The sequence below is a fragment of the Streptosporangium sp. NPDC002607 genome, assembly GCF_053592655.1.
On record NZ_JBSFWD010000012.1, the window covers coordinates 1 to 21,219 of the forward strand.

Sequence of the window (21,219 nt, forward strand, 5' to 3'; positions counted from 1 at the left end):
TTAATATCAATTCCGGCACCCAAAATCACACCCACCCCCCCGGCCCCCCCGCGACGAGTTCACGTCGCGGGGGCGCGGGCCGTACGGGGTGCCCGGTGCGGGTGGCTCCTACTTGAGCCAGCTCATCATCGGGCGGAGCTTGGCACCGGTCTTCTCGATCGGGTGCTCGGCGAGCTCCTCGCGGTAGGCGGTGAACCTCTTCTGGCCGCTGTCGAACTCCTCCACCAGTTCCCTGGCGAACTCGCCGGACTGGATCTCGGCGAGGATGCGCTGCATCTCCTTCTTGGTCTCCTGGGTCACCACGCGCGGGCCGCGGGAGTAGCCGCCGTACTCGGCGGTGTCGGAGACCGACCAGTACATCTTGTGGATGCCGCCCTCGTACATCAGGTCGACGATCAGCTTCATCTCGTGCAGGCACTCGAAGTAGGCGACCTCGGGCTGGTAGCCCGCCTCGATCAGGGTCTCGAAACCGGCCTTGATCAGCTCGGACACGCCGCCGCAGAGCACGGCCTGCTCACCGAACAGGTCGGTCTCGGTCTCCTCCTTGAAGGTCGTCTTCAGCGCGCCGGCGCGGGTGCCGCCGATGCCCTTGGCGTACGACAGGGCGAGGTCCAGGGCGTTCCCGCTGGCGTCCTTCTCCACCGCGACGAGACACGGCACGCCGCGGCCCGCGGTGTACTGGCGGCGCACGAGGTGACCGGGGCCCTTGGGGGCGACCATGGCCACGTCCACACCCTCCGGCGCCTCGATGAGGCCGTAGCGGATGTTCAGGCCGTGCCCGAAGAAGAGCGCGTCGCCCTCGACCAGGTTCGGGGCCACGTGGTCGGCGTACAGGTGGCGCTGGATGTGGTCCGGCGCGAGGATCATGGTCAGGTCGGCCTCTTCGACGGCCTCCGAGGGCGTGAGCACCCGCAGGCCGTCGGCCTCGGCCTTCTCCCGGCTCTTGGAACCCTCGGGCAGGCCGACCCGGACGTCCACGCCGGAGTCGCGCAGCGAGAGCGCGTGGGCGTGGCCCTGGCTGCCGTATCCCAGAACGGCGACGTGCCGGCCCTGGATGATCGACAGGTCGGCCTGGTCGTCGTAGAAGATCTCAGTCACTTGCTTGACCTTTCGAGTTTCTCGAGTGCGTTACGCGGTCCGGTCCAGGGCCCGGAGAGAACGGTCGGTGATGGAACGGGCGCCGCGGCCGATGGCCACCATGCCCGACTGGACGAGCTCCTTGATGCCGAACGGCTCAAGGACCTTGATGAAGGCCTGCAGCTTGTCCGGCGTGCCGGTGACCTCGATGGTCACCGCGTCCGAGGAGACGTCGACGCAGCGCGCCCGGAACAGGTTGACCAGCTCCAGCACGCTGGAGCGGTTGTCCGCGTCGGCCCGCACCTTGATCAGTGTGAGCTCGCGCTGCACCGACTGCGCCGGGTCGAGCTCCACGATCTTCAGCACGTTGACGAGCTTGTTCAGCTGCTTGGTGACCTGCTCCAGCGGCAGGTCGGCGACGCTGACCACGATGGTCATCCGGGAGATGTCCGCGTGCTCGGTCGGCCCGACCGCCAGCGAGTCGATGTTGAACCCCCTGCGGCTGAACAGCGACGCGACGCGCGCGAGCACGCCGGGCTTGTTCTCCACCAGCACGGAGAGCGTGTGCCTGCTCATGCCTAGTCCTCGCTGTCCCAGACCGGCGCCATGTCGCGCGCGAACTTGATGTCATCGTTGCTGGTCCCGGCCGCGACCATCGGCCACACCATGGCGTCCTGGTGCACCACGAAGTCGACGACCACCGGCACGTCGTTGATCTCCATGGCCTTCTTGATCGTCGCGTCCACGTCCTCGGGGCGCTCGCACCGCAGGCCCACGCAACCGTAGGCCTCGGCGAGCTTGACGAAGTCGGGGATGCGTCGGACCGTCTGCAGGTTGGTGTTGGAGTAACGCTCGTTGTAGAACAACGTCTGCCACTGCCGGACCATGCCCAGGTTACCGTTGTTGATGATCGCGACCTTGATCGGCACGCCCTCGATCGTGCAGGTGGCGAGCTCCTGATTGGTCATCTGGAAGCAGCCGTCACCGTCGATGGCCCAGACCGTGGTGTCGGGCCGGCCCATCTTGGCCCCCATCGCCGCCGGCAGCGAGAAGCCCATCGTGCCCGCGCCGCCGGAGTTGATGAACGTGCCGGGGTTCTCGTAGCCGATGAACTGCGCGGCCCACATCTGGTGCTGGCCGACCCCCGCGGTGTAGATCGCGTCCGGGCCGACGATCGCTCCCAGCCGCTCCATCACGTACTGCGGGGCGAGGGAGCCGTCCTCGAACTCGGTGTAACCCAGCGGGTAGGTCGCCTTGTAGGTGTTGAGCGCCGTCCACCACTCGGCGTAGTCGCCCTTGCGTCCCTCACCGCGCACCGCGGCGATCAGGTCGGAGATGACCTCCTTGCAGTCGCCCACGATCGGGACGTCCGCGTGCCGGTTCTTGGAGATCTCCGCCGGGTCGATGTCCGCATGGACGATCTTCGCGTACGGCGCGAAGGTCGACAGGTCGCCGGTGACACGGTCGTCGAAGCGGACACCGAGTCCGATGATCAGGTCGGCCTTCTGCAGCGCGCCGACCGCCGACACCGAGCCGTGCATGCCGGGCATGCCCATGTGCTGCGGATGGCTGTCGGGGAAGGTGCCCCGCGCCATCAGGGTGGTGACCACCGGGATGCCGGTCAGCTCGGCGAACTCCAGCAGCTGCGCCGACGCGCCGGCCCGGTGCACGCCACCGCCCACGTAGAGCACCGGCCTGCCGGCTTCGACGATGAGCTTGGCCGCCTCGCGGATCTGCTTGGAGTGCGGCCGGGTCACCGGCCGGTAGCCGGGCAGCTGCATGACGACCGGCCACTCGAAGGTCATCTTCGCCTGGAGCGCGTCCTTGGCGATGTCGACCAGCACCGGCCCCGGACGCCCGGTCGAGGCGATGTGGAATGCCTCCACGATCGTCCTGGGGATGTCGTTCGGGTTGGTGATCAGGAAGTTGTGCTTCGTGATCGGCATGGTGATGCCGGAGATGTCGGCTTCCTGGAAGGCGTCGGTGCCGATGGCGGCGCTGGCCACCTGACCGGTGATCGCGACCATCGGGACCGAGTCCATGTAGGCGTCGGCGATCGGGGTGACCAAATTGGTCGCGCCGGGACCGCTGGTGGCCATGCAGACTCCGACCTTGCCGGTGGCCTGCGCATACCCCTGGGCCGCATGCCCCGCACCCTGCTCGTGCCGTACAAGCACGTGCCGGACCTTGGTCGAGTCGTAGAGCGGATCATAGGCGGGGAGAATCGCGCCGCCCGGGATCCCGAACACAGTGTCGACTCCGACGTGCTCCAGCGCCCTAACCAGGGCCTGGGCTCCTGTCATCTGTTCGGTCATCGGCTCGTTCCTTGTAGCTGAACATGCTTAATGGCATAAAAAATGCCCCATTCCGCTTGGTCGGCGGAGCTGGGGCGGCGCGCAGGTCGGAGTACTTCGCTCAGCGACCTGCGCGCCGGTGAAGTACTACGAGGATCCCACGGTCAATCTGCATGCCTCCACCTTGGCCGACGGAGTGGCCCCACGTCAAATTCATGGGACAGATATCTCAGAGTCCGAGATGTGAGGTCAGGCGTGAGTCCCCAGGCTGGAGAGGCTGGTGCGCATCAGCGAGTCGACGCCGCGCGCGGCCATCGGGCGCGCCACCAGGAATCCCTGGCCTCGGGTGCAGCCCATCTCACGCAGCAACTCCAGCTGCTCGGGCCGCTCGATGCCCTCGGCGACCACGATCAGCCCCAGGTCGTGACCGAGCCGCACGATCGTACGGGTCAGCAGGGTCAGCGTCTCGTCGCAACCGAGCCCGGACACGAAGGAGGGGTCGATCTTGATCATGTCGACCGGGAGCTGCCGCAGCAGCGCCAGCGAGGCGTAACCGGTGCCGAAGTCGTCGATGGCCAGCCGGACCCCGAGGGTGCGCAGCTCGGAGAGCCGGGTGATGGTCTGCTCGGCGTCCTCGACCAGCATCTCCTCGATGACCTCCAGGGTCAGCGCGCTGGGCGGCAGCCCGCTCTCGACCAGGGCGGACTCGACGGTCTCCACGAAACGCGGCGCCATGATCTGCCGGGCGGACAGGTTGAGCGAGAGCCCGATCTCCCAGGCGGAGGCGCGCCAGGTGGCCACCTCCCGGCATGCCTCGCGCAGGATCCACTCGCTCAGCGGCACGATCAGGCCGGTGTCCTCCGCCGGGCCGAGAAACTGCTCGGGCGGTACGAACTCGCCCCCCCGGCACCAGCGCACCAGTGCCTCGACGGCGGTGACGCGCGAGGTGGCCAGGTCGACCACCGGCTGGTACTCGATCACGAACTGGTCTTCCAGCAGCGCCCGCTGCAGGTCGGCGGCGAGCTCCAGGCGCCGTACCACGTCGGCGTGCATGTGCGCGGCGAACACCTCGACCCTGCGCCCGCCCAGTTCCTTGGCCCTGGCCATCGCCACGTCGGCGTTGCGGATCAGATCGGCGGAGGAGACGTCGTCGGCCGCGAAGGCCACCCCGACGCTCGCGGTCAGCGCGATGTCACGGTCGGCCACCCGGAACGGCTCGGAGGAGACCGTACGGACCAGTCGCTCGGCCAGGTCCACCGCCGTCTGGGCGTCGACCGCCTCAAGCAGCACCGCGAACTCGTCTCCGCCCCAGCGCGCCAGGGTGTCGTCGGTCCGTACCGCGGCGCGCAGCCTGCGGGCCGCCTGGCCGAGCAGGTAGTCGCCGCTGGCGTGGCCGACCGAGTCGTTCACCGCGGTGAAGCCGTCCAGGTCCAGGAAGACCACGGCGACGCTGTTCGCGCCGGGGCGGCCGAGCACCTCGCGGGTGCGCTCCTCGAAGTAGGCCCGGTTGGGCAGGCCCGTGACGCCGTCGTGGAAGGTCAGGTGGGCGACCTGGCTGCGCAGGGCCTCCTGGTCGCTGATGTCACGGGTGGTGACGAGCAGCAGGCCCTCGCCGCGCACGTGCCGGGTGGCGACCGACTCGGCGGGGCGCCAGGTACCGTCGGAGGCTCGGACCCGGCAGACGACCATGCATGCGCCAGGCCCCTCCTCGGCCTCCTCCTCCAGGCTCATCGCGCTCAGCGCCCCCTGGATTCCCGGCACGTCCTCGGGGTGGATGTAGTCGAAGATCTTCCCGCCGACCAGCTCCTCGGGACGGTACCCGTACGTGATCTCGACACCCTCGCCGATCTGCCGCACCACACCGTCGTAGTCGCAGAGCAGGACCACGTCGCCGGCGCTCTCGGCCAGGTCGTGCAGCTGCCGCTCACCGAGATGGAGCAGGCTCCGCAGCCGCCCGGTCTCCAGCAGCATCACGAACATGCGTACCAGCAGGACCGCGACGATCGACGCGCACACCGAGGCCAGAACCACCGGCGGCCCCTGTACCCCGCCCCCGATCACCTTCAGGAGCACGACGACGGCGGCCACCGCGACGAGGAACAGCGGCACCGCCGCGATCAGCGAGGACGTGCTCTCGCGGAGGAACGGCTCGTCGTCCTCGAGATCCGGTGACCGCGCCGCGCGCCCGCTCCACGGGACCACGGCGAGCACCAGGAACGCGGCGGGGGCCAGCCACACCCAGGTGAGCGACGGCGTGTCGCCGCTCACCCGGGCCAGCGCGGTGATCGTCTCAGAGGTCGCGACGGCGGCCAGCACGGCCAGCGCCGCCAGGCCGACCGGCCAGGCCGACCGCCTGATCGGCACCACGGCGGGGCCCACGACGCAGGCGAGGATCAGGCAGAACAGGGGTGAGGCGAAGGTGACCGCGGCATTGCCCGCGTCGCCGGCGTCGCGGTAGACCGGCCCCACCAGCGTCACCCAGATGATCACCAGGATGGAGGCGGCGCACACGTAGGAGTCGGCGAGATCGCGCAGCAGGGCATGCCCTCGGGCGGGCCTGGCCGCCGACAGCGCGGTACCGACGGCGATCATGGCCGTACCGGCCAGGAGCACCAGGTCGGCGAAGGTCACCACGAACGGCGCGCCGTCCGCGATCGGCCGCACCCCCACCCCGACCAGCCAGGTGACCGAGCCACCCGCCAGCCAGCGCCAGGCCAGCGCCCTGCGCCGGCCGATCACCCTGGAGGCCGCGGCGAACAGTGAACCCGCGGCGGCCGCCGCGGTGACGACACCTGCCACCGCCTCGACGACCACGGCGGGAGCGCCGCTGACAAGAGCGGCAACGAGCCCCACCACGCCGACGGCGGCGGCGGTCAGCGGTACCCGGGGGTCACGCCAGCGGATCAATGTCGTCTGCCTATCGGTGTCGTTTCAGTGTGTTCTGCTCCCGCAGCATCTCCTGCTCGCTGCGCTCATGTCACCGGCGCGAGCGCGTCGTCCTTCGTCCTCGGCGCTCGTACCGACACACGGCCAGTGTGGGCCGTCCGGCCCGCGCGAGGGGTGACAACGCCGTAGTCGTCACCGATCTGATAACCGCGCGGGCGATGGACATCGCTGCCGTCGACGCTACGCACCGCAGGTCACGAGGTAGCCACGGTCCGGATTCCTTTGCCGGTCAGTAGGAACCCGTGATCACATTTTTGAGCGGCTCCCCCGCGAGGTAACGCAGCAGCTGGGAGCGGAGCAGCTTCAGCGTGCGCCGTACGGACGCCGGGCTGCTGCCCGCGACGTGCGGGGTGATGAAGACCCCCGGCGCGCTCCACAGCGGGTGTCCCTCGGGCAGCGGTTCGGGATCGGTGACGTCGAGCGCGGCCAGGATCCGGCCGCTGCCCAGCTCGGCGACGAGCGCGGCGGTGTCCACCACCGGGCCCCTGGCCGCGTTCACCAGGACGCCGCCGTCCTTCATCGCCGCCAGGAACCCGGCGTCCACCATGCCCGCGGTCTCAGGGGTGGACGGTACGAGCAGCACCACCACATCCGCCGCGGGCAGCAGGGCGGGCAGCTCGTCCATGCCGTGCACGCCGGGCCTGGCGGTCCTGGCCACCCGGACGACGTCCACCTCGAAACCGTCGAGCCGTCGCTCCAGCGCCTCACCGATCGAGCCGTAGCCGACGATCAGGACCGTGGAGTCGGCCAGCACCCCGGTGTGGTGGTAGGTCCACTCACCCCTCCGCTGCGCGTGGACGAACCCGGGGAACTCCCGGAGCACGGCGATCATGGCTCCCACCGCCCACTCGGCGGTACCCGCGTCGTGCACGCCCCGGGCGTTGCACAGCGTCACCCCCTCCGCCAGGTGCGGCCGGTAGGCGTCGACACCCGCCGTGACGGTCTGCAGCAACCGCAGGCCGGTCATCCGGGCGAGCAGATCGGGAAGACCCGCCACCGGCGTCAGCGGTGGGACCCAGACCTCGACCTGCTCCGCCCCCTCCGGCACCGGCTCCGTGCCGTCATAGACGACGCACTCCACTTCGGGCAGATCACACAGAACGTCAGCGGCGGCTTTCGAGGGGACCCAGATCTTCATCCCCGCATTATCCAACCGCGACGCCCGCGAGCCACTACTCGTCTGCGCTTCCCTCACTCACGCACTTCAGGTCGAGTTCGGGGCGGTAGACCGTGGTCTCCTTGACGCGCTTGATCTCCTTGCCGTTCTGCTTGAAGACGCGCCAGACGTCGATCGTGAACCCCTGCTGGCCGACCATCGGGATGCAGTTGGGGCCGCTGTCGGTCGCGCTCTTGAACGGGGTGATGTTGTAGCGCTCGGACGAGATCGACTCGATCTCGTACCGCTTGGTGCTCCAGAAGGCGACGGTGACCCCGTTGTTGTCGAAGGAGGTCTTCACCAGCACCCCGTACGGCGAGTCGTTCTTCCAGCGGAAGTCGGGCTCGGGCCAGGAGACCGTGGACTCCCGTCCGGCGGGGTAGCGGGAGATGTAGAACTCGTGTGCCATGTGCTGGACGTCCTCAAGGCCGCCGAAGAACACCGCGTTGTACATCGTGGTTACGAACTGGGAGATTCCACCGCCGACCGAGTCGACCAGCCTGCCGCCCTGGATCATGGGAGCGGGGACGAAGCCGCGGGCGGTGTCGCGCTGGCCGATGACGCCGTTGAGCGAGAAGGTCTCGCCCGGCTTGACCAGGTAACCGTCCAGCAGCTTGGCGAGCGTCCTGATGTTGGTCACCCGTGGCGGGCAGCACTCGTAGGGCGTGGTGAACTGGCTGATCCGCTCCTTGATGCCGAGCTTGCGCGCCTCGGCGTCGGACATCCGCGGCCGGACCGTGGCCATGGCCACCGGGATCGTCCGCTCTCCGTTGCGGGAGACCATCTCGGCCACGTCGGCCGCGAGCCGCTCGTCGTCGACGCCCTTCCCCTTGCGGCCGGGCACCAGTTTCGGCTTGCCCGCGATGATCTGGAAGGTGGGGTCGCGCGGGGCCAGGGCCGGATCGACGAGCTTGTCCTCCACGGAGGCCACCGCGCTTCTGGCGTCGAACACCGGGCGCATGCCGCCGGAGCTGTCCGGCTCGAAGGACAGGTGCGCGGCGAGGGTCTCCACCGGCAACTGGACCTGCTTGCCGGAGAAAGTCAGGGTGACCGGCCCGGACAGGGCCTTGACCGCGTCGTTCGCGGCCTTCTTGACCGTCTCCGCGCCGACCTTGGGCTTGATCACCGAGACCGGGAGCCTGACCTCCTTCGCCGGACCGAGGAAGGCGTCCGTGATCGCGGCGACCGCGGCCTCCCTCTCCAGTTCCCTGCCGTCGCGGGGCGTCACGACGACGGGTTTGACGCCCTCGAAGGTGACCGAGCCCTCGCGGACCTTGAGGTCGATCTTCTTGGCCAGGCTCGCGACCGCGGTCTTCATGGCCTCGGCGTCGGTGGAGACCTTGGGCTCCAGTTCGGTGGTGCCGGTGAAGGCCCGCCATACCTCGGCGGGAGTGGGGAAGTCGCTGGGCGCCTGGTCGATGGTGGCGACCACGTTGAACTCCAGACCCGCCTTGCCCGGGTCGAATTCGTGGCGCTTGCCCGCGGCCAGGAGGGTCATCTCCTCCGACGCCTTACCCGCCAGACGGTCTCTGAGCTTGTCGGCCGCCTCGGTCGCGGTCAGGCCGCCGATCTCGACACCCCGCACCACGGTGCCCGGCAGCATCTTGCCGGACATGACGACCGCGGGCACCGCGTAGGCGAGACCGGCGACGAACAGCACGGCGAGGATGATCAGGACGATCCTGCGGCCCTTGCGCCGGCTCGGGGAGGGCTCCTCGTAACGGAGGCCGCTGGACTGCGGGAACCCCCCGTCGCCGCCGGGAACGAGCGAGGGCTCGTCTCGCCGGAACGAGGGCTCGGGCGGGGCCGCCATCTGCCAGGGCTGCGGAGGCTGTGCCGCGGGCGGAAGCGCCGTCGCCCCGCGGGCCGGTGCGGCGGGACCGCCAAAGCCGGTGGGGCCGAAGATGTCGGGTGAGACTCCCGGGGGGAGGCGCGAGCCGTCCTTGGACTGGCCGCCCGGTGCTCCCGGAGGAAGGCGCGGATCACGGGCGCCGGGCGGGACAGGACGTGAGGGAAGCGGTATCGCCTCAAATGGGTCCGTCGGCGGGTCCACAGACGCTCCGGCGTTCCGCACGGCCTCCGTCTCCTCCTGCTTCTCAGCTTCCACCTCCCGCAACCCTAAACCACATCGGTCAACCAACACCCGAAAAGAAATAACAAATCAACCAGTCCAGCGGTAGCGGTGCTCGGGCCGACCAGCGGTGCCGTACTTCGGACGGAGTTCCGCCTGGCCCGCCGCGCACAGGTGCTCCAGGTACCGGCGGGCGCTGACTCTGGAGAGACCGGTGATCACTGCCGCCTCGGCCGCCGACATGTCGGTGTCGCTCTTCCTGAGCGCGGTGGCCACCAGGGCGCACGTGGTGGCCGACAACCCCTTGGGCAGCGGCAGTGGGACCCCCTTGACCGTGCCGAAGAGCTGGTCGACCTCGTCCTGGCGCGCCTCGTCCCCGAGGGTGGCGAGCCTCCGGCGCATCTCGGCGTACTGTTCGAGGCGGTCGGTGAGGGCGCGGGCGGTGAAAGGTTTGATCAGGTAGTTGACCGCGCCGCCGCGCATGGCCGCCCGGACCGTGGCCACGTCACGCGCGGCGGTGATCATCAGGATGTCCACCGGGTGCGAGGCCCCCCTGAGCGTCATGAGTACGTCGAGTCCCGACATGTCCGGCAGATAGATGTCGAGCAGTACCAGGTCGGGCCCGTGCGTCGTGACCGACTCGATGGCGGCACTCCCGGTGTGCACGACGTCGGCGACCGTGAAGCCGGGCACCCTGGCGACGTAGCCGCCGTGGATCCTGGCCACCATGAAGTCGTCGTCCACCACCAGTACGCGGATCTCCCCCGCGTGCCCGTCCCCGGTCATCTCCGCACCTGCCGTTCCGTGAGCTCCCCGGGGCCGGCGGGCTCCCCCTCGGGAGACGGCGCGGGCTCACCCGTGGGGAGGAGCGCGGTGAAGACGGCGCCGCCCGCGTTGTGCACCCGTACCCAGCCACCCCGGCGCGAGCACGTCTGACGGGTCAGTGCCAGCCCCAGGCCCCGTGGCCCGGCGTGGGCCACCTTGGTGGTGAAGCCCTCCAGGAACACCTCGTGGACCAGGCCCGGGGTGATCCCCGGACCGGAGTCGCCGACCCGGATGTGCAGCCCGTCCGCCTCGGTACGGACCGAGACCTCCACCGTTCCCCCACTCTCCTGCAACGCGTCGAGGGCGTTGGCGACCAGGTTGCCGACGACCAGGACCGCGTCGTGCGGATCACCGAGCATGCCCTCCTCCACCCGGGAGTCGTCGGACAGCACCAGGGTGGCGCCCCGCTCGGCCGCCTCTGCCGACTTCGCCAGCAGCAGCGCGGCCAGCGTCGGGTCGGCGATCTTCTCCCGGACGCCCGAGGCGTGCCTGCTGTACGCCTCGGTGGTCTGGGTGATGTAACTGACGGCCGTCTCGTACTCGCCGAGTTCCAGCAGGCCGACCACGGTGTGCATCCGGTTGGCGAACTCGTGGGCCTGCGCGCGCAGCGCGCCGGTCGTGGTGCTGGCCTGGTCGAGCTCGCGTGCCAGCCGCACCAGCTCGGTCCGATCCCGCAGGGTGACCACCCAGCCGCTCTGCCGCTCCCGTACCGCCACCGGGGTCCGGTTGAGCACCAGCACCCGGTCACGGTGGAGCACCACCCGGTCGTCACCGGGGTCCACACCGTCCAGCACGTCCCGCATCCGGCCGGAGAGCGGCATCTCCCCCAGGCTCCGGCCGACGTCGTGCTGGGAGAGTCCGAGCAGGTCGCGTGCCGCGTCGTTGACCAGCGTCACCCGGCCCGCCAGATCAAGGGCGAGCACCCCCTCCTTGACGCCGTGCAGCACGCCCTCACGCTGTTCGAGCAGGGCCGCGATCTCCGCCGGTTCCAGGCCGAACGTCTGACGGCGAACCCTCCGGACGATCAGCGCGGCGGCGGCCGACCCGGCGGCCAGGACCGCGAGCACGGTCCAGAACAGCGGCGGGAGCGCCGCGCCGAGCTGGTCGTCGACGGTCTCCTCCAGGATCCCGACCGAGGCCAGGCCGATGACCTTCCCCGAGGAGTCGAAGATCGGCGCCTTGCCGCGCACCGAGCGGCCGAGCGTTCCCGTCTGGATGCCGGTCCAGGGGTGCCCGTCCGTCATCACCTGCGAGCCGTCGGTGGACAGCCGCTTGCCGATCAGGGCCGTGTTGGGGTGGGCGTAGCGGATCTGGTTCCGGTTGGCGATCACCACGTAGTCGGCGCCGGTGGCCGCCTGCACCCCGGCCGCGATCGGCTGCAGGCTCAGTTCGGGCCGCGCCCTGGTGAACGCCTCCCGCACCTGGGGAAGCCCCGCCACGGATTCGGCGATCGCCAGGGCACGCTGCTGGTACTGCCGGTCCAGCAGCTCACGGGTGTGCTCCATCCAGACGCCCGCCGTACCGCCGACCGCGAGAAACACGATCACTGTCTGCAGCACGAAGAGCTGGGTGCCGAGCGAGGCGTTGACTAAGCGTCGCACGAGTTGACTCCCTGGTCAGGGAAGGTCGATGAAAGCAGCCCGAGATAACGGCGAGGTCGCGGGGGTGTGTGACCAATATGACCGATACGACGGCAAACACGCAAAGGATCGACACGGCGACCGGCTGAGGTCACCATCCTCACCACGCTCTGTTCATGTTGTTGGGAGTTCGACCATGCCTCTTCGGAGACTCGCCACCCTCGCGGTGTTGTCCCTCGCCGCCCTCACCGCCTGCGGTTCCGGTGGAAGCTCAGGTACCAGCGCGCTGAGAATCATGGCTCCGGCCTCACCGGGAGGCGGCTGGGACCAGACCTCCCGCGTCGCGGGAGAGGCGTTGAAGTCCGCCGACCCGTCCCGCAAGGTCGAGGTCTACAACGTGCCGGGCGCGGGAGGCACCATCGGCCTCGCCCAGCTCGCGGGTGAGAAGGGCAACGGCAACCTGCTGATGACCATGGGCCTGGTGATGGTCGGTGCGGTGGAGCAGAACAAGTCGAAGGTCACCCTGGCCGACACCACGCCCATCGCGAAGCTGACCGAGGAGTACGAGATCGTCGTGGTTCCCGCAGGGTCGCCCTACAAGACGCTGGCCGACCTGACGGCGGCGTGGAAGGCGGACCCCGCGAGGATCGCCATCGCGGGTGGCTCCGCCGGGGGTACCGACCACATCGTGGCGGGCCTGATGGCCAAGGCCGCGGGCATCGACCCCAAGCAGGTCAACTACATCGCCCACTCCGGCGGCGGCGAGGCGCTCAACGCGCTGCTCGGCGAGAAGGTCTCGGCCGGGATCTCCGGTATCGGCGAGTTCGCCGAGCACGTGAAGTCCGGCAAGCTACGCGCCCTCGGAGTCAGCTCGCCCGCCCGGCTCGACAACGTGGACGCCCCGACCCTCAAGGAGGGCGGCCTGGACGTGGAGCTGGCCAACTGGCGAGGCTTCGTCGCGCCCGGCGGACTGGACGACGGGGCGAAGAAGGAGCTCACCGAGCTGGTCACCAAGATGCACGACTCGCCGGCCTGGAAGGACGCGGTGATCAAGAACGGCTGGGCCGACGTCTTCCAGACCGGGCAGCCGTTCGCCGACTTCCTCGCCGCGGAGCAGACCAAGGTCAAGGCGGTCATCGCGGAGATGGGCCTCGTCTCCTGATGTCGTCCGCGAAAGACCCGTCCGGCACCGGACACGAACCCGTCGCCGTCGCCGTCGCCCGCGCCGGCGACGGCGGTACCGACCAGGAGACCGGCGCGCATCCCCGTCCGGCCTCCGAGACCGGTGCCGGCTGGTCGTGGCGGCGGCCCGAGCTGGGGCTGGCGGTGCTGGTCCTCGCGCTGGGGGCGTTCGTGATCGTCGGCACCGCGGACGTGACCGCCCCGGGTTCCTCCTTCGGTCTCGGTCCCCGGTTCTTCCCCGCCCTGGTCGGGGCGGCGATGTTGCTGATCGGGCTGTTCTACGTGATCGACGTGCTCAGGGGAGGCCACGGCGATCCCGAGGACGCCGAGGACGCCGACTCCGGCGCGCGGACGGACTGGCGCACCGTCGCGCTGGTCAGCGTGATCTTCCTGGCCTTCGCCGGGCTGCTCGACCTGCTCGGCTGGATCATCGCGGGCGCGCTGCTCTTCTTCGGCCTGTCCGTGACGCTCGGCGCCCCCCACCGGCTGCGCGCGGGCGTCATCGCGATCCTGCTGTCCACCGCCACCTACCTGGCCTTCGTCAAAGGGCTCGGCGTGACGCTGCCGGCCGGGCTGCTGTCCGGGGTGATCTGAGTGGACTCGTTCCAGTTGCTGCTGGAGGGCTTCGCGACCGCCCTCACCCCGGTCAACCTGCTGTACGCGCTGGTGGGCGTCACGCTGGGCACGCTGGTGGGCGTGCTGCCCGGCATCGGCCCGGCCATGACCGTGGCGCTGCTGCTGCCGATCACCTTCACCGTCCCTCCGGCCAGCGCGTTCATCATGTTCGCGGGCATCTACTACGGCGGCATGTACGGCGGGTCGACCACCTCGATCCTGCTCAACACGCCCGGCGAGAGCTCCTCGATGATCACCGCGCTAGAGGGCAACAAGATGGCCAAGCGGGGCCGGGCCGCCCAGGCGCTGGCGACCGCCGCGATCGGCTCGTTCGTCGCGGGCACCATCGCCACCGCGCTGCTGGTCGTCGCGGCGCCCCTGGTGGTGGACTTCGCCATCTCCTTCGGCCCCGAGGACTACTTCGCACTGGCCATTCTGGCCTTCACGGCCGTCTCGTCCGTGCTGTCCCGCTCCGTGGTACGGGGGCTGGCGTCCCTGGGGCTCGGCCTGGTCATCGGGCTCATCGGCATCGACCAGCAGACCGGCCAGGCCCGGCTGACGCTGGGCGTGCCGCAACTGCTCGACGGCATCGACGTGGTGATCGTCGCGGTCGGCCTGTTCGCCGTGGGCGAGGTGCTCTACGTCGCCTCCCGGCTGCGGCACGGCACGCCGGAGGTGATCCCGGTCGGCCGGGCGTTCCTCGGCCGCTCCGACTGGTCGCGTTCCTGGCGGCCCTGGCTACGCGGCACCGCGCTCGGCTTCCCCTTCGGCGCGCTGCCCGGTGGCGGAGCGGAGATCCCGACGTTCCTGTCGTACTCGATCGAGAAGCGCCTGGCGCGCGGGATCGCCCGCGAGGAGTACGGCAAGGGCGCCATCGAGGGTGTCGCGGGTCCCGAGGCCGCCAACAACGCCTCGGCGGCGGGCACGCTGGTCCCGCTGCTCACCCTGGGCCTGCCCACCTCCGCGACGGCCGCGATCCTGCTGGCGGCCTTCCAGCAGTACGGGCTGCAACCGGGGCCGCAACTGTTCGACCACAACCCGGCACTGGTCTGGGGCATGATCGCCTCGCTGTTCGTGGGCAATACCATGCTGCTGGTGCTCAACCTGCCGCTGGCTCCGCTCTGGGCCCGGGTGCTGCACATCCCCCGCCCCTACCTCTACTCGGGGATCGCGCTGTTCGCGGCGCTCGGCGTCTACGCGCTGAACTCCTCCTGGGTGGAGCTGGTCATCCTCTATCTCCTGGGCCTGCTCGGTTTCGCGATGCGCCGGTTCGGCCTGCCGGTCGCCCCCGCGGTGATCGGCCTGATCCTGGGCCCGATGGCCGAGATCCAGCTTCGCCGGGCCCTGGCCATCGGCGCGGGTGACGTGACGGTCCTGGTCAAAAGCCCGATCGCGGCGACGCTGCTGGTCGTGGCGGTACTGGCGCTGTTCACGCCCCTCATCAGGAAGGTGGCCGCCCGCCGCGCTGCCTGACGGGATGACGGCCGCCCGGCCGTGGGGAGCCGGGCGGCCGGGTCTATCCCCGCAGGGTGTCGACGTCCGAGCCGTCGGCGCCCAGACCGTCCTCCCTGGCCAGGTAGCTGCACGAGACCCATCCCGTGGTGCCCGTCGCCAGTCCCGAGGCCGATCTGCCGCCCAGCCGGAAATTGCACCAGCCGCTCGTCGAGTTCGGATTCAGCACCTGTCCGTAATCGCCGTAATAGAGATAGCCGATAACCGTCGACCCGCCGGCGCTGGTCCGCAGGCGCACCCCGTCGGCGACGACCACGGCGTCCACCGCCGGGAGCGCCGACAGGACGGAAAGCCTGTTCACAAGGGCTGCCTGGGCGGGAACCGCCGCGACGACCATTCCCGCCGCGGCCGTCAACGTCGCGGCGGCGAGTGCCAGGAACCTTCTCATTTTTCGCACTCTCCGAATGTGAGGTCAGGTCATACCAGAGTGAATGACGGGACTGCAGTGATCACTTTGCAAGCCATCAAGAATTTCGTCAATACCTGTTGAATTTCAGAAATATGAATTACCACATGAAAAAATCCCGCCGATCGCCGGGCGTTTTTCTTCGCGTTTCCCGGGCCCGGAGACGAGGCCCGTTCCGGCGGGGTGGAGCACGTGAGGCCGTACGGTCCCGCCGATGGCCCGGAGGGGCCACGACGACCGGGCGAGCCCCGCCCCAGGCACAACCAGGGCACAAGTGGCCTGCAAGTCATCACTTCTAGGTTCCCAACCACAACCGGGGGGCGAAGACGGTCCTCGGTGACCGGTTCTCGAAACCGAAACCGGGGGGAGCGACCGAAACCGCGGCGACGCGGCCGAAAGGAACAGTCATGTCGAAGATCAAGATCGATGACCTGCCCTTCGAGGGGGCCGAGCTGACCGAGGCCCAGCTGGGCCAGGTCGCCGGTGGCCTGTCCATGGAGATCTGGCAGATCACCGGTTACAAGAACGGCAAGGCCTGCGAGTGGGAGCGAGTGGCCTAGCCCGGACTCCATCGCGCTGATCACACGACCAAGCCCCGGAGGCCTGGCCGGAAGAAGTGATCATGACGGAGATCATTGCCGGCGACCTGCCCTTCGAGGGGCCGAGTCGGCCGACGCCCGGCTGGGCGAGGTTTCCGGCGGCATGCCGTCGTAGGTGCCGACCTACCGGCCGGTGGTGGCGCCTGCGGGTGGGTCAGCTGATCGGGCCGTATCCCCGGCATCCGGGATCCGCCCGCCGCGAGGCGGGGAGCGCTCCCGGATGCCGGCGCATCACATGAGGGCGGCGCGGTGGAGCAGGGCGACATGCTCCACCGCGCCTTCAAGACGGGACCTGACAGTGATTCTGATCATCAGCAAGCGCGGGGACGGGGCCGTCGAGCGGGTGCTGTCCGCGCTCCGGCGGCGCGGTGCCCGGCCGGCGGGGTCAGACGGCACCGGGACACCGGTGCTGTGGTGGGACAGCGGCGACTTTCCCGGGCGCAGCCGGATCACCGCGTCGTTCACCGGCGGGGAGCGGCGGCTGCTGCTGGACACCGGTGCGGGAACGGTCGACCTGTCCCAGATCACCGCGGTCTGGCGGAGCCGGCCGAGCGGCCCCTCCGCCGCCCCGATCGTGACCGAGCCGAGCCACCGCGCGCACATCGACATGCAGGCGGAGTTCATGTTGGACGGGGTGTGGAGCCTGCTACCCGCGCGCTGGCTGCCCGGCCGCCGGGCGGACGAGCTTCGCGCGCATAACAAGATCTTCCATATGGCGCGGGCGATCGAACTGGGCTTCTCCGTACCCGACACGGTTTACACCAACGACCCCGCGGAGCTGGCGGGCGCGTACGAGTCGGCGGAGGGGCGGCTGGTCGCCAAACAGATCACCGCCGAGCCGTTCCAGGTCGACGGCGCCGAGCACCGCGCGTTCACGACGGTGGTCACCCGCCGCCACCTGACCTCCCGGCACCGGATCCAGCACGAGCCGGTCATCCTGCAGCCCTACGTCCCCAAGGCGGTCGAGCTGCGGGTGATCGTCGTGGGGGCGCGGGTGTTCGCGGCCGAGATCGACGCGTCGGGATCCCGGGCGGCCAGGGACGACTGGCGGCACTACGACAACGACCGGGTCAGGTACGGCGTGCACGAGATGCCCACAGAGGTGGCGTCGCGCTGCGCCCGGCTGGTCGCCGACGTCGGCCTGACCTACGCGGCACTGGACTTCATCGTCACCCCCGGCGGCGAGTACGTCTTCCTGGAGCTGAACTCCAACGGCGCGTGGGGGTTCGTCGAGCTGTGGACCGGGCTGCCCGTCAGCGACGCGATCGCGGGCTGGCTCATTGACGGAGGAACACCGTGACCGATTTCGCGAAGGCCCTGCAATCCGGGGTCTCCCTGCTACGTTCGCTGCCCCGCCGCCGCGTGGGCGTCGCCGACGCCCGCCGCGCGGTCGGCGAGTGGGCGGCGCGGCATCCGGAGATCCGGGCACAGCTCGTCGTCGACCGACGACCCGGGACCCCGGTGGTCGACTACGACCTGCTCCTCGACCATCCCGACGGCGGCACTGTCGCGCTGACCGCCCCGCCCGAGGACGGGGTGCCCTGGCTGATCGACCACTCGACGCACTGGGCGGCCGGGCACCTGGTCAGCGTCAACGACGTGGACGTGACGGTCCCCCAGGCGCTGACCATGCTGCGCTCGCTCTCCCGGCGGGACGCGTCGCCGTACCAGGAGATCGTCGACCAGTGCCTGCTCGTCGAGGCCGTCGACGAGACCGAACCGCTCAGCGCCGCCGACCTCCAGGCCACGGCCGATGAGTTCCGCAGGGGCCGGGGACTGCACGACCGCGAGTCGACCCTGGCCTGGATGGCCGAGGCCGGTATGTCGGGCGAGCAGTTCGAGGCGTACATCACCGGGATCGCCCGCCGCCGCCGGTTCCGCCAGGGCAAGGAGGCGGAACTGGCCCGGGCCCACCTGGCCGCGAGCCCCGGCGACTTCGCCCGGGTCAGGGCCGTGTGGGTCACCGGCGAGGAGAAGGTGACCGCCGGCACCGTGTCCGACCTCCTGACCGGTCTGGCCTCGCTCGGGGACACCGGGGAGGCCACGGTGACCTTCGCGACCCGCTGGGAGGCGGATCTGCCCGCGCCCCTGCGCGGTACGCCGCCCGGCGGGATCGTCGGCCCGGTGGAGCTGCCGGACGGCGGCTTCCTGACCGGCGCCGTCCTGCACAGGAGCCCGGCCACCGACGACCGGGAGACACTGGCCGCCGCCGGACGCGCCGCGTTCGCCGGCTGGCTGGCGGAGCGCCGCGCCGCGGCCACGGTCGAATGGCACTGGTCGTGATCGACCCGGACCGCACCCAGGCCGTCCCCGCACCCGGCCGGCACCGGGCCGGCCACTGGGAGGACACCGAGGGGTACCGTCCCCAGGCGCCGTACTCACCTCCGGCCCCTCCGCAGCGCCCCCCGGCGGCGGCCCCGCCGACGCCCCCGCCCGGCCACCGGCCGCATTCCCCGTCAGCGCCTCCGGGAGGGCAGCCGGCGGAGTCCCCTCCCGGAGGCGGCCCGCCGGGACGGCCCATCTACCGGGCGGAGGCGCTGCGCCGGCATGCCGAGGCCCGCCCCGCCGCCCGGATGCCGCTGGTGATCAGCGGCCCGTCGTTCCTGCTGCTGTGGATCCTGGTGGCCGCCGTCCTGGCGGCCGGCGCCACGCTGATCGCGCTCGCGCTGGGAGTCGGCGGATGAGGAATCGCGTACCGGTCCTGCTGCAGAACACCGTCACCGAGTGCGGCGCCGCGTGCCTGGCCATGGTGCTCTGCCACCACGGCCAGCGCACCACCCTGCACCAGGTGTCCGAACAGCTCCAGGTCGGCAGGGACGGCCTGAGCGCCAAGGCCATCGTGGACGGCGCCCGCGAGCACGGCCTGAAGGCGCGCGCCTTCTCACTCGCGCCCGAGGACCTGGCGCGCGTTCCGCTCCCCGCGGTCGCGCACTGGGAGTTCAGGCACTTCGTGGTGGTCGAGCGCTGGTCGCCCGACCGGGTGGACCTCGTCGATCCCGGGCAGGGCCGCCGCAGGCTGACCGCGGAGGAGTTCAGCGCCGGGTTCACCGGCGTGCTGCTGGTCTTCGAACCCAGCGAGGGGTTCCGTCGCGGTACGTCCTCGATGGCGAGCGCCTGGCGGCGCGAGTTCGTCCGGACCCTGTTCCGGCGTCGGCGCGGCCTGCTCGCGCAGGTCGTCGCGGCCTCGCTGCTGCTACAGCTGCTGGGGCTGGCCCTGCCCTTCTTCTCCCAGCTGCTGATCGACAGGATCATCCCGACCCGGGGCGCGGACCTGCTGCCCCTGCTGGGCGGGGCCGTGCTGCTGGCCGGGCTGGCCCAGTTCGTGATCGGCTACCTGCGGGTGGCACTGCTGGTGGCGGTACGGGCCCGCGCCGACCAGGAGCTCACCGAGGGGGTGATCGGCCACCTGGTGACGCTGCCGTACCGCTACTTCGCGCAGCGCGGCAAGGGCGACCTGTTGACCCGGGCCGCCAGCGTCTCCACGCTGCGCGACATCCTCACCGGCCAGATCGTGGCGGCGCTGCTGGACGGTCCGCTCGCCGTCGGCTACCTCGTGCTCGTGTACGTCTGGGACCCCGTCTTCGGGCTGGCGTTGACCGGCGTGATCGCCTTTCAGGGGCTGCTGGTGCTGGCCACCACCCGCCGGATCAACCTGCTCACCCAGCAGGAACTGACCGCCTTCTCCGCGTCGCAGAGCAGCCTCATCCAGGCCATCACCGGCATCGAGACGCTGAAGGCGTCCGGAGCCGAGAACCGGGCGGTGGAGCAGTGGTCGGCTCAATTCGCCCAGCAGCTCAATGCCGACGTGCGCAGCGGCCTCACCCAGGGCCTGGTGGAGGCCGCGCTGTCCGCGACCCGGGTGATCGCCCCGCTCGGGCTGCTCTGGCTCGGCGCGTGGCGGGTCCTCGACGGGCAGCTGACCGTGGGCGCGCTGATCGCGCTCAACGCCATCGCGCTCGGCGCCCTGACCCCGCTCGGCTCGCTGATGACCGGCCTGCAGAGCCTGCAGCAGGTGGGCGCGCACTTCGACCGCCTGTCCGACATCCTGGCCTCCGAGCCCGAGCCCAGCGAGGGCATCGAGGTGCTGCGGCTGCGCGGCGCGGTGGAGCTGCGCGGCGTGGGCTTCCGGCACGACCCCCGCGGCCCGTGGGTGGTGCGGGACGTCTCGGTCTCCATCCGGCCGGGGCAGAAGGTCGCCCTGGTGGGCGCCTCGGGCTCGGGCAAGAGCACGCTGGCCAGGCTGCTACTGACGCTGCACACCCCGGTGGAGGGCGAGATCCTCTACGACGGCGTCCCGGCCTCCGAGCTCAACCTGCGCACCCTGCGCCGCCAGTTCGGCGTGGTCGGCCAGAGCACCTCCCTGTTCAACGGCTCGATCCGGGAGAACATCGCGCTGAACTTTCCCGACGCGCCCCTGGAACGGGTGGTCGCCGCGGCCGAGGTGGCGGCGCTGCACGAGGAGATCATGGCGATGCCGATGGGGTACGAGACGGTGCTGACCGACGGCGGCGGTCTCTCCGGCGGCCAGCTCCAGCGGCTCTCCCTGGCCCGCGCCATCCTGCCCCGGCCGAAGATCCTGCTGCTCGACGAGGCCACCAGCAACCTGGACGGCGCCACCGAGGCGACCATCGAGTCCAACCTGTTCTGGCTCACCCAGACCCGGATCGTCATCGCCCACCGCCTGAGCACGATCCGGGACGCCGACCTGATCCTGGTGGTCGACTCCGGCCGCATCGTGGAACGCGGCACCCACGACGAGCTGATGGCCACCGGCGGCAAGTACGCACAACTCGTCGCCGCCCAGACCGCCCCCGCCTGACCTCGCTCCGCGGGTCCGCCCGGCGGCCGGTACGGAACCCGGACGGCACTCCGAGCACGGCGGTCGCGACGGTGCCCCCGTCGGAGGGACGGGGGCACCGTTCACAGCATCCTGCCGGACCAGCTGAAAAGCGCGCC

Annotated in this window: 16 protein-coding genes and 1 pseudogene; 8 read left to right on the top strand and 9 right to left on the bottom strand. The window is 70.4% G+C overall.

The features are described from left to right. Nucleotides 1–108: 108 nt before the first annotated feature. From ilvC to ACWD3H_RS16085, 8 genes and pseudogenes are all read right to left on the bottom strand, one after another. Entirely contained in the window at nucleotides 109–1,089 is a 981-nt protein-coding gene (ilvC, locus tag ACWD3H_RS16050; RefSeq protein ID WP_326646885.1) for a ketol-acid reductoisomerase, read from the bottom strand. 39 nt (nucleotides 1,090–1,128) lie between these two features. Continuing rightward, nucleotides 1,129–1,653, bottom strand: a complete 525-nt coding sequence (gene ilvN, locus ACWD3H_RS16055; RefSeq protein ID WP_343969953.1) for an acetolactate synthase small subunit — start codon at nucleotides 1,651–1,653, stop codon at nucleotides 1,129–1,131. A gap of 2 nt (nucleotides 1,654–1,655) precedes the next feature. Next, nucleotides 1,656–3,395: pseudogene (locus tag ACWD3H_RS16060) on the bottom strand (acetolactate synthase large subunit); the annotation flags it as partial. A 225-nt stretch (nucleotides 3,396–3,620) separates the two neighbouring features. Continuing rightward, nucleotides 3,621–6,278: a putative bifunctional diguanylate cyclase/phosphodiesterase gene (locus ACWD3H_RS16065; RefSeq protein WP_451955493.1), complete on the bottom strand. Its 2,658-nt coding sequence runs from the start codon at nucleotides 6,276–6,278 to the stop codon at nucleotides 3,621–3,623. Nucleotides 6,279–6,546: 268 nt separating this feature from the next. Further along, complete coding sequence (locus ACWD3H_RS16070; RefSeq protein ID WP_451955494.1) at nucleotides 6,547–7,455, bottom strand: 2-hydroxyacid dehydrogenase; 909 nt, start codon at nucleotides 7,453–7,455, stop codon at nucleotides 6,547–6,549. 34 nt (nucleotides 7,456–7,489) lie between these two features. Next, nucleotides 7,490–9,286 carry a VanW family protein gene (locus ACWD3H_RS16075; protein ID WP_451955495.1) on the bottom strand — a complete coding sequence of 599 codons (1,797 nt, stop codon included), beginning with the start codon at nucleotides 9,284–9,286 and terminating at the stop codon, nucleotides 7,490–7,492. A 348-nt stretch (nucleotides 9,287–9,634) separates the two neighbouring features. Further along, nucleotides 9,635–10,330: a response regulator gene (locus ACWD3H_RS16080; protein WP_355555095.1), complete on the bottom strand. Its 696-nt coding sequence runs from the start codon at nucleotides 10,328–10,330 to the stop codon at nucleotides 9,635–9,637. Beyond that, nucleotides 10,327–11,970 (bottom strand): sensor histidine kinase, encoded by a 1,644-nt coding sequence (locus tag ACWD3H_RS16085; protein ID WP_355555093.1) that lies wholly within the window; start codon nucleotides 11,968–11,970, stop codon nucleotides 10,327–10,329. Before ACWD3H_RS16085 ends, ACWD3H_RS16080 begins: the two co-directional genes overlap by 4 nt. A 175-nt stretch (nucleotides 11,971–12,145) precedes the next feature. Here ACWD3H_RS16085 and ACWD3H_RS16090 point away from each other — a divergent pair, with 175 nt between their 5' ends. The 3 genes from ACWD3H_RS16090 to ACWD3H_RS16100 are packed head-to-tail and all read left to right on the top strand — an operon-like array spanning nucleotide 12,146 to nucleotide 15,219. Then, on the top strand, nucleotides 12,146–13,111 hold the full coding sequence (locus tag ACWD3H_RS16090) for a Bug family tripartite tricarboxylate transporter substrate binding protein (protein WP_355555091.1): 966 nt from the start codon (nucleotides 12,146–12,148) through the stop codon (nucleotides 13,109–13,111). Beyond that, entirely contained in the window at nucleotides 13,111–13,725 is a 615-nt protein-coding gene (locus ACWD3H_RS16095; RefSeq protein WP_451955496.1) for a tripartite tricarboxylate transporter TctB family protein, read from the top strand. Before ACWD3H_RS16090 ends, ACWD3H_RS16095 begins: the two co-directional genes overlap by 1 nt. After that, nucleotides 13,726–15,219, top strand: a complete 1,494-nt coding sequence (locus ACWD3H_RS16100) for a tripartite tricarboxylate transporter permease (RefSeq protein ID WP_451955497.1) — start codon at nucleotides 13,726–13,728, stop codon at nucleotides 15,217–15,219. 43 nt (nucleotides 15,220–15,262) lie between these two features. Here ACWD3H_RS16100 and ACWD3H_RS16105 read toward each other — a convergent pair whose 3' ends face one another. Further along, on the bottom strand, nucleotides 15,263–15,646 hold the full coding sequence (locus ACWD3H_RS16105; RefSeq protein ID WP_451955498.1) for a hypothetical protein: 384 nt from the start codon (nucleotides 15,644–15,646) through the stop codon (nucleotides 15,263–15,265). A gap of 425 nt (nucleotides 15,647–16,071) precedes the next feature. Here ACWD3H_RS16105 and ACWD3H_RS16110 point away from each other — a divergent pair, with 425 nt between their 5' ends. The 5 genes from ACWD3H_RS16110 (at nucleotide 16,072) to ACWD3H_RS16130 (ending at nucleotide 21,082) form a co-directional block, all read left to right on the top strand. Further along, nucleotides 16,072–16,224, top strand: coding sequence for a putative ATP-grasp target RiPP (locus ACWD3H_RS16110; protein WP_451955499.1), 153 nt, complete (start codon nucleotides 16,072–16,074; stop codon nucleotides 16,222–16,224). A 337-nt stretch (nucleotides 16,225–16,561) separates the two neighbouring features. Then, nucleotides 16,562–17,563, top strand: coding sequence for an MvdC/MvdD family ATP grasp protein (locus ACWD3H_RS16115; protein ID WP_451955500.1), 1,002 nt, complete (start codon nucleotides 16,562–16,564; stop codon nucleotides 17,561–17,563). Next, nucleotides 17,560–18,546 (top strand): TIGR04500 family putative peptide maturation system protein, encoded by a 987-nt coding sequence (locus tag ACWD3H_RS16120; RefSeq protein ID WP_451955501.1) that lies wholly within the window; start codon nucleotides 17,560–17,562, stop codon nucleotides 18,544–18,546. The genes ACWD3H_RS16115 and ACWD3H_RS16120 overlap by 4 nt, the downstream gene beginning before the upstream one ends. Further along, nucleotides 18,531–18,947, top strand: coding sequence for a hypothetical protein (locus ACWD3H_RS16125; RefSeq protein WP_451955502.1), 417 nt, complete (start codon nucleotides 18,531–18,533; stop codon nucleotides 18,945–18,947). The genes ACWD3H_RS16120 and ACWD3H_RS16125 overlap by 16 nt, the downstream gene beginning before the upstream one ends. Beyond that, complete coding sequence (locus tag ACWD3H_RS16130; protein WP_451955503.1) at nucleotides 18,944–21,082, top strand: peptidase domain-containing ABC transporter; 2,139 nt, start codon at nucleotides 18,944–18,946, stop codon at nucleotides 21,080–21,082. Before ACWD3H_RS16125 ends, ACWD3H_RS16130 begins: the two co-directional genes overlap by 4 nt. Nucleotides 21,083–21,219: the final 137 nt, after the last annotated feature.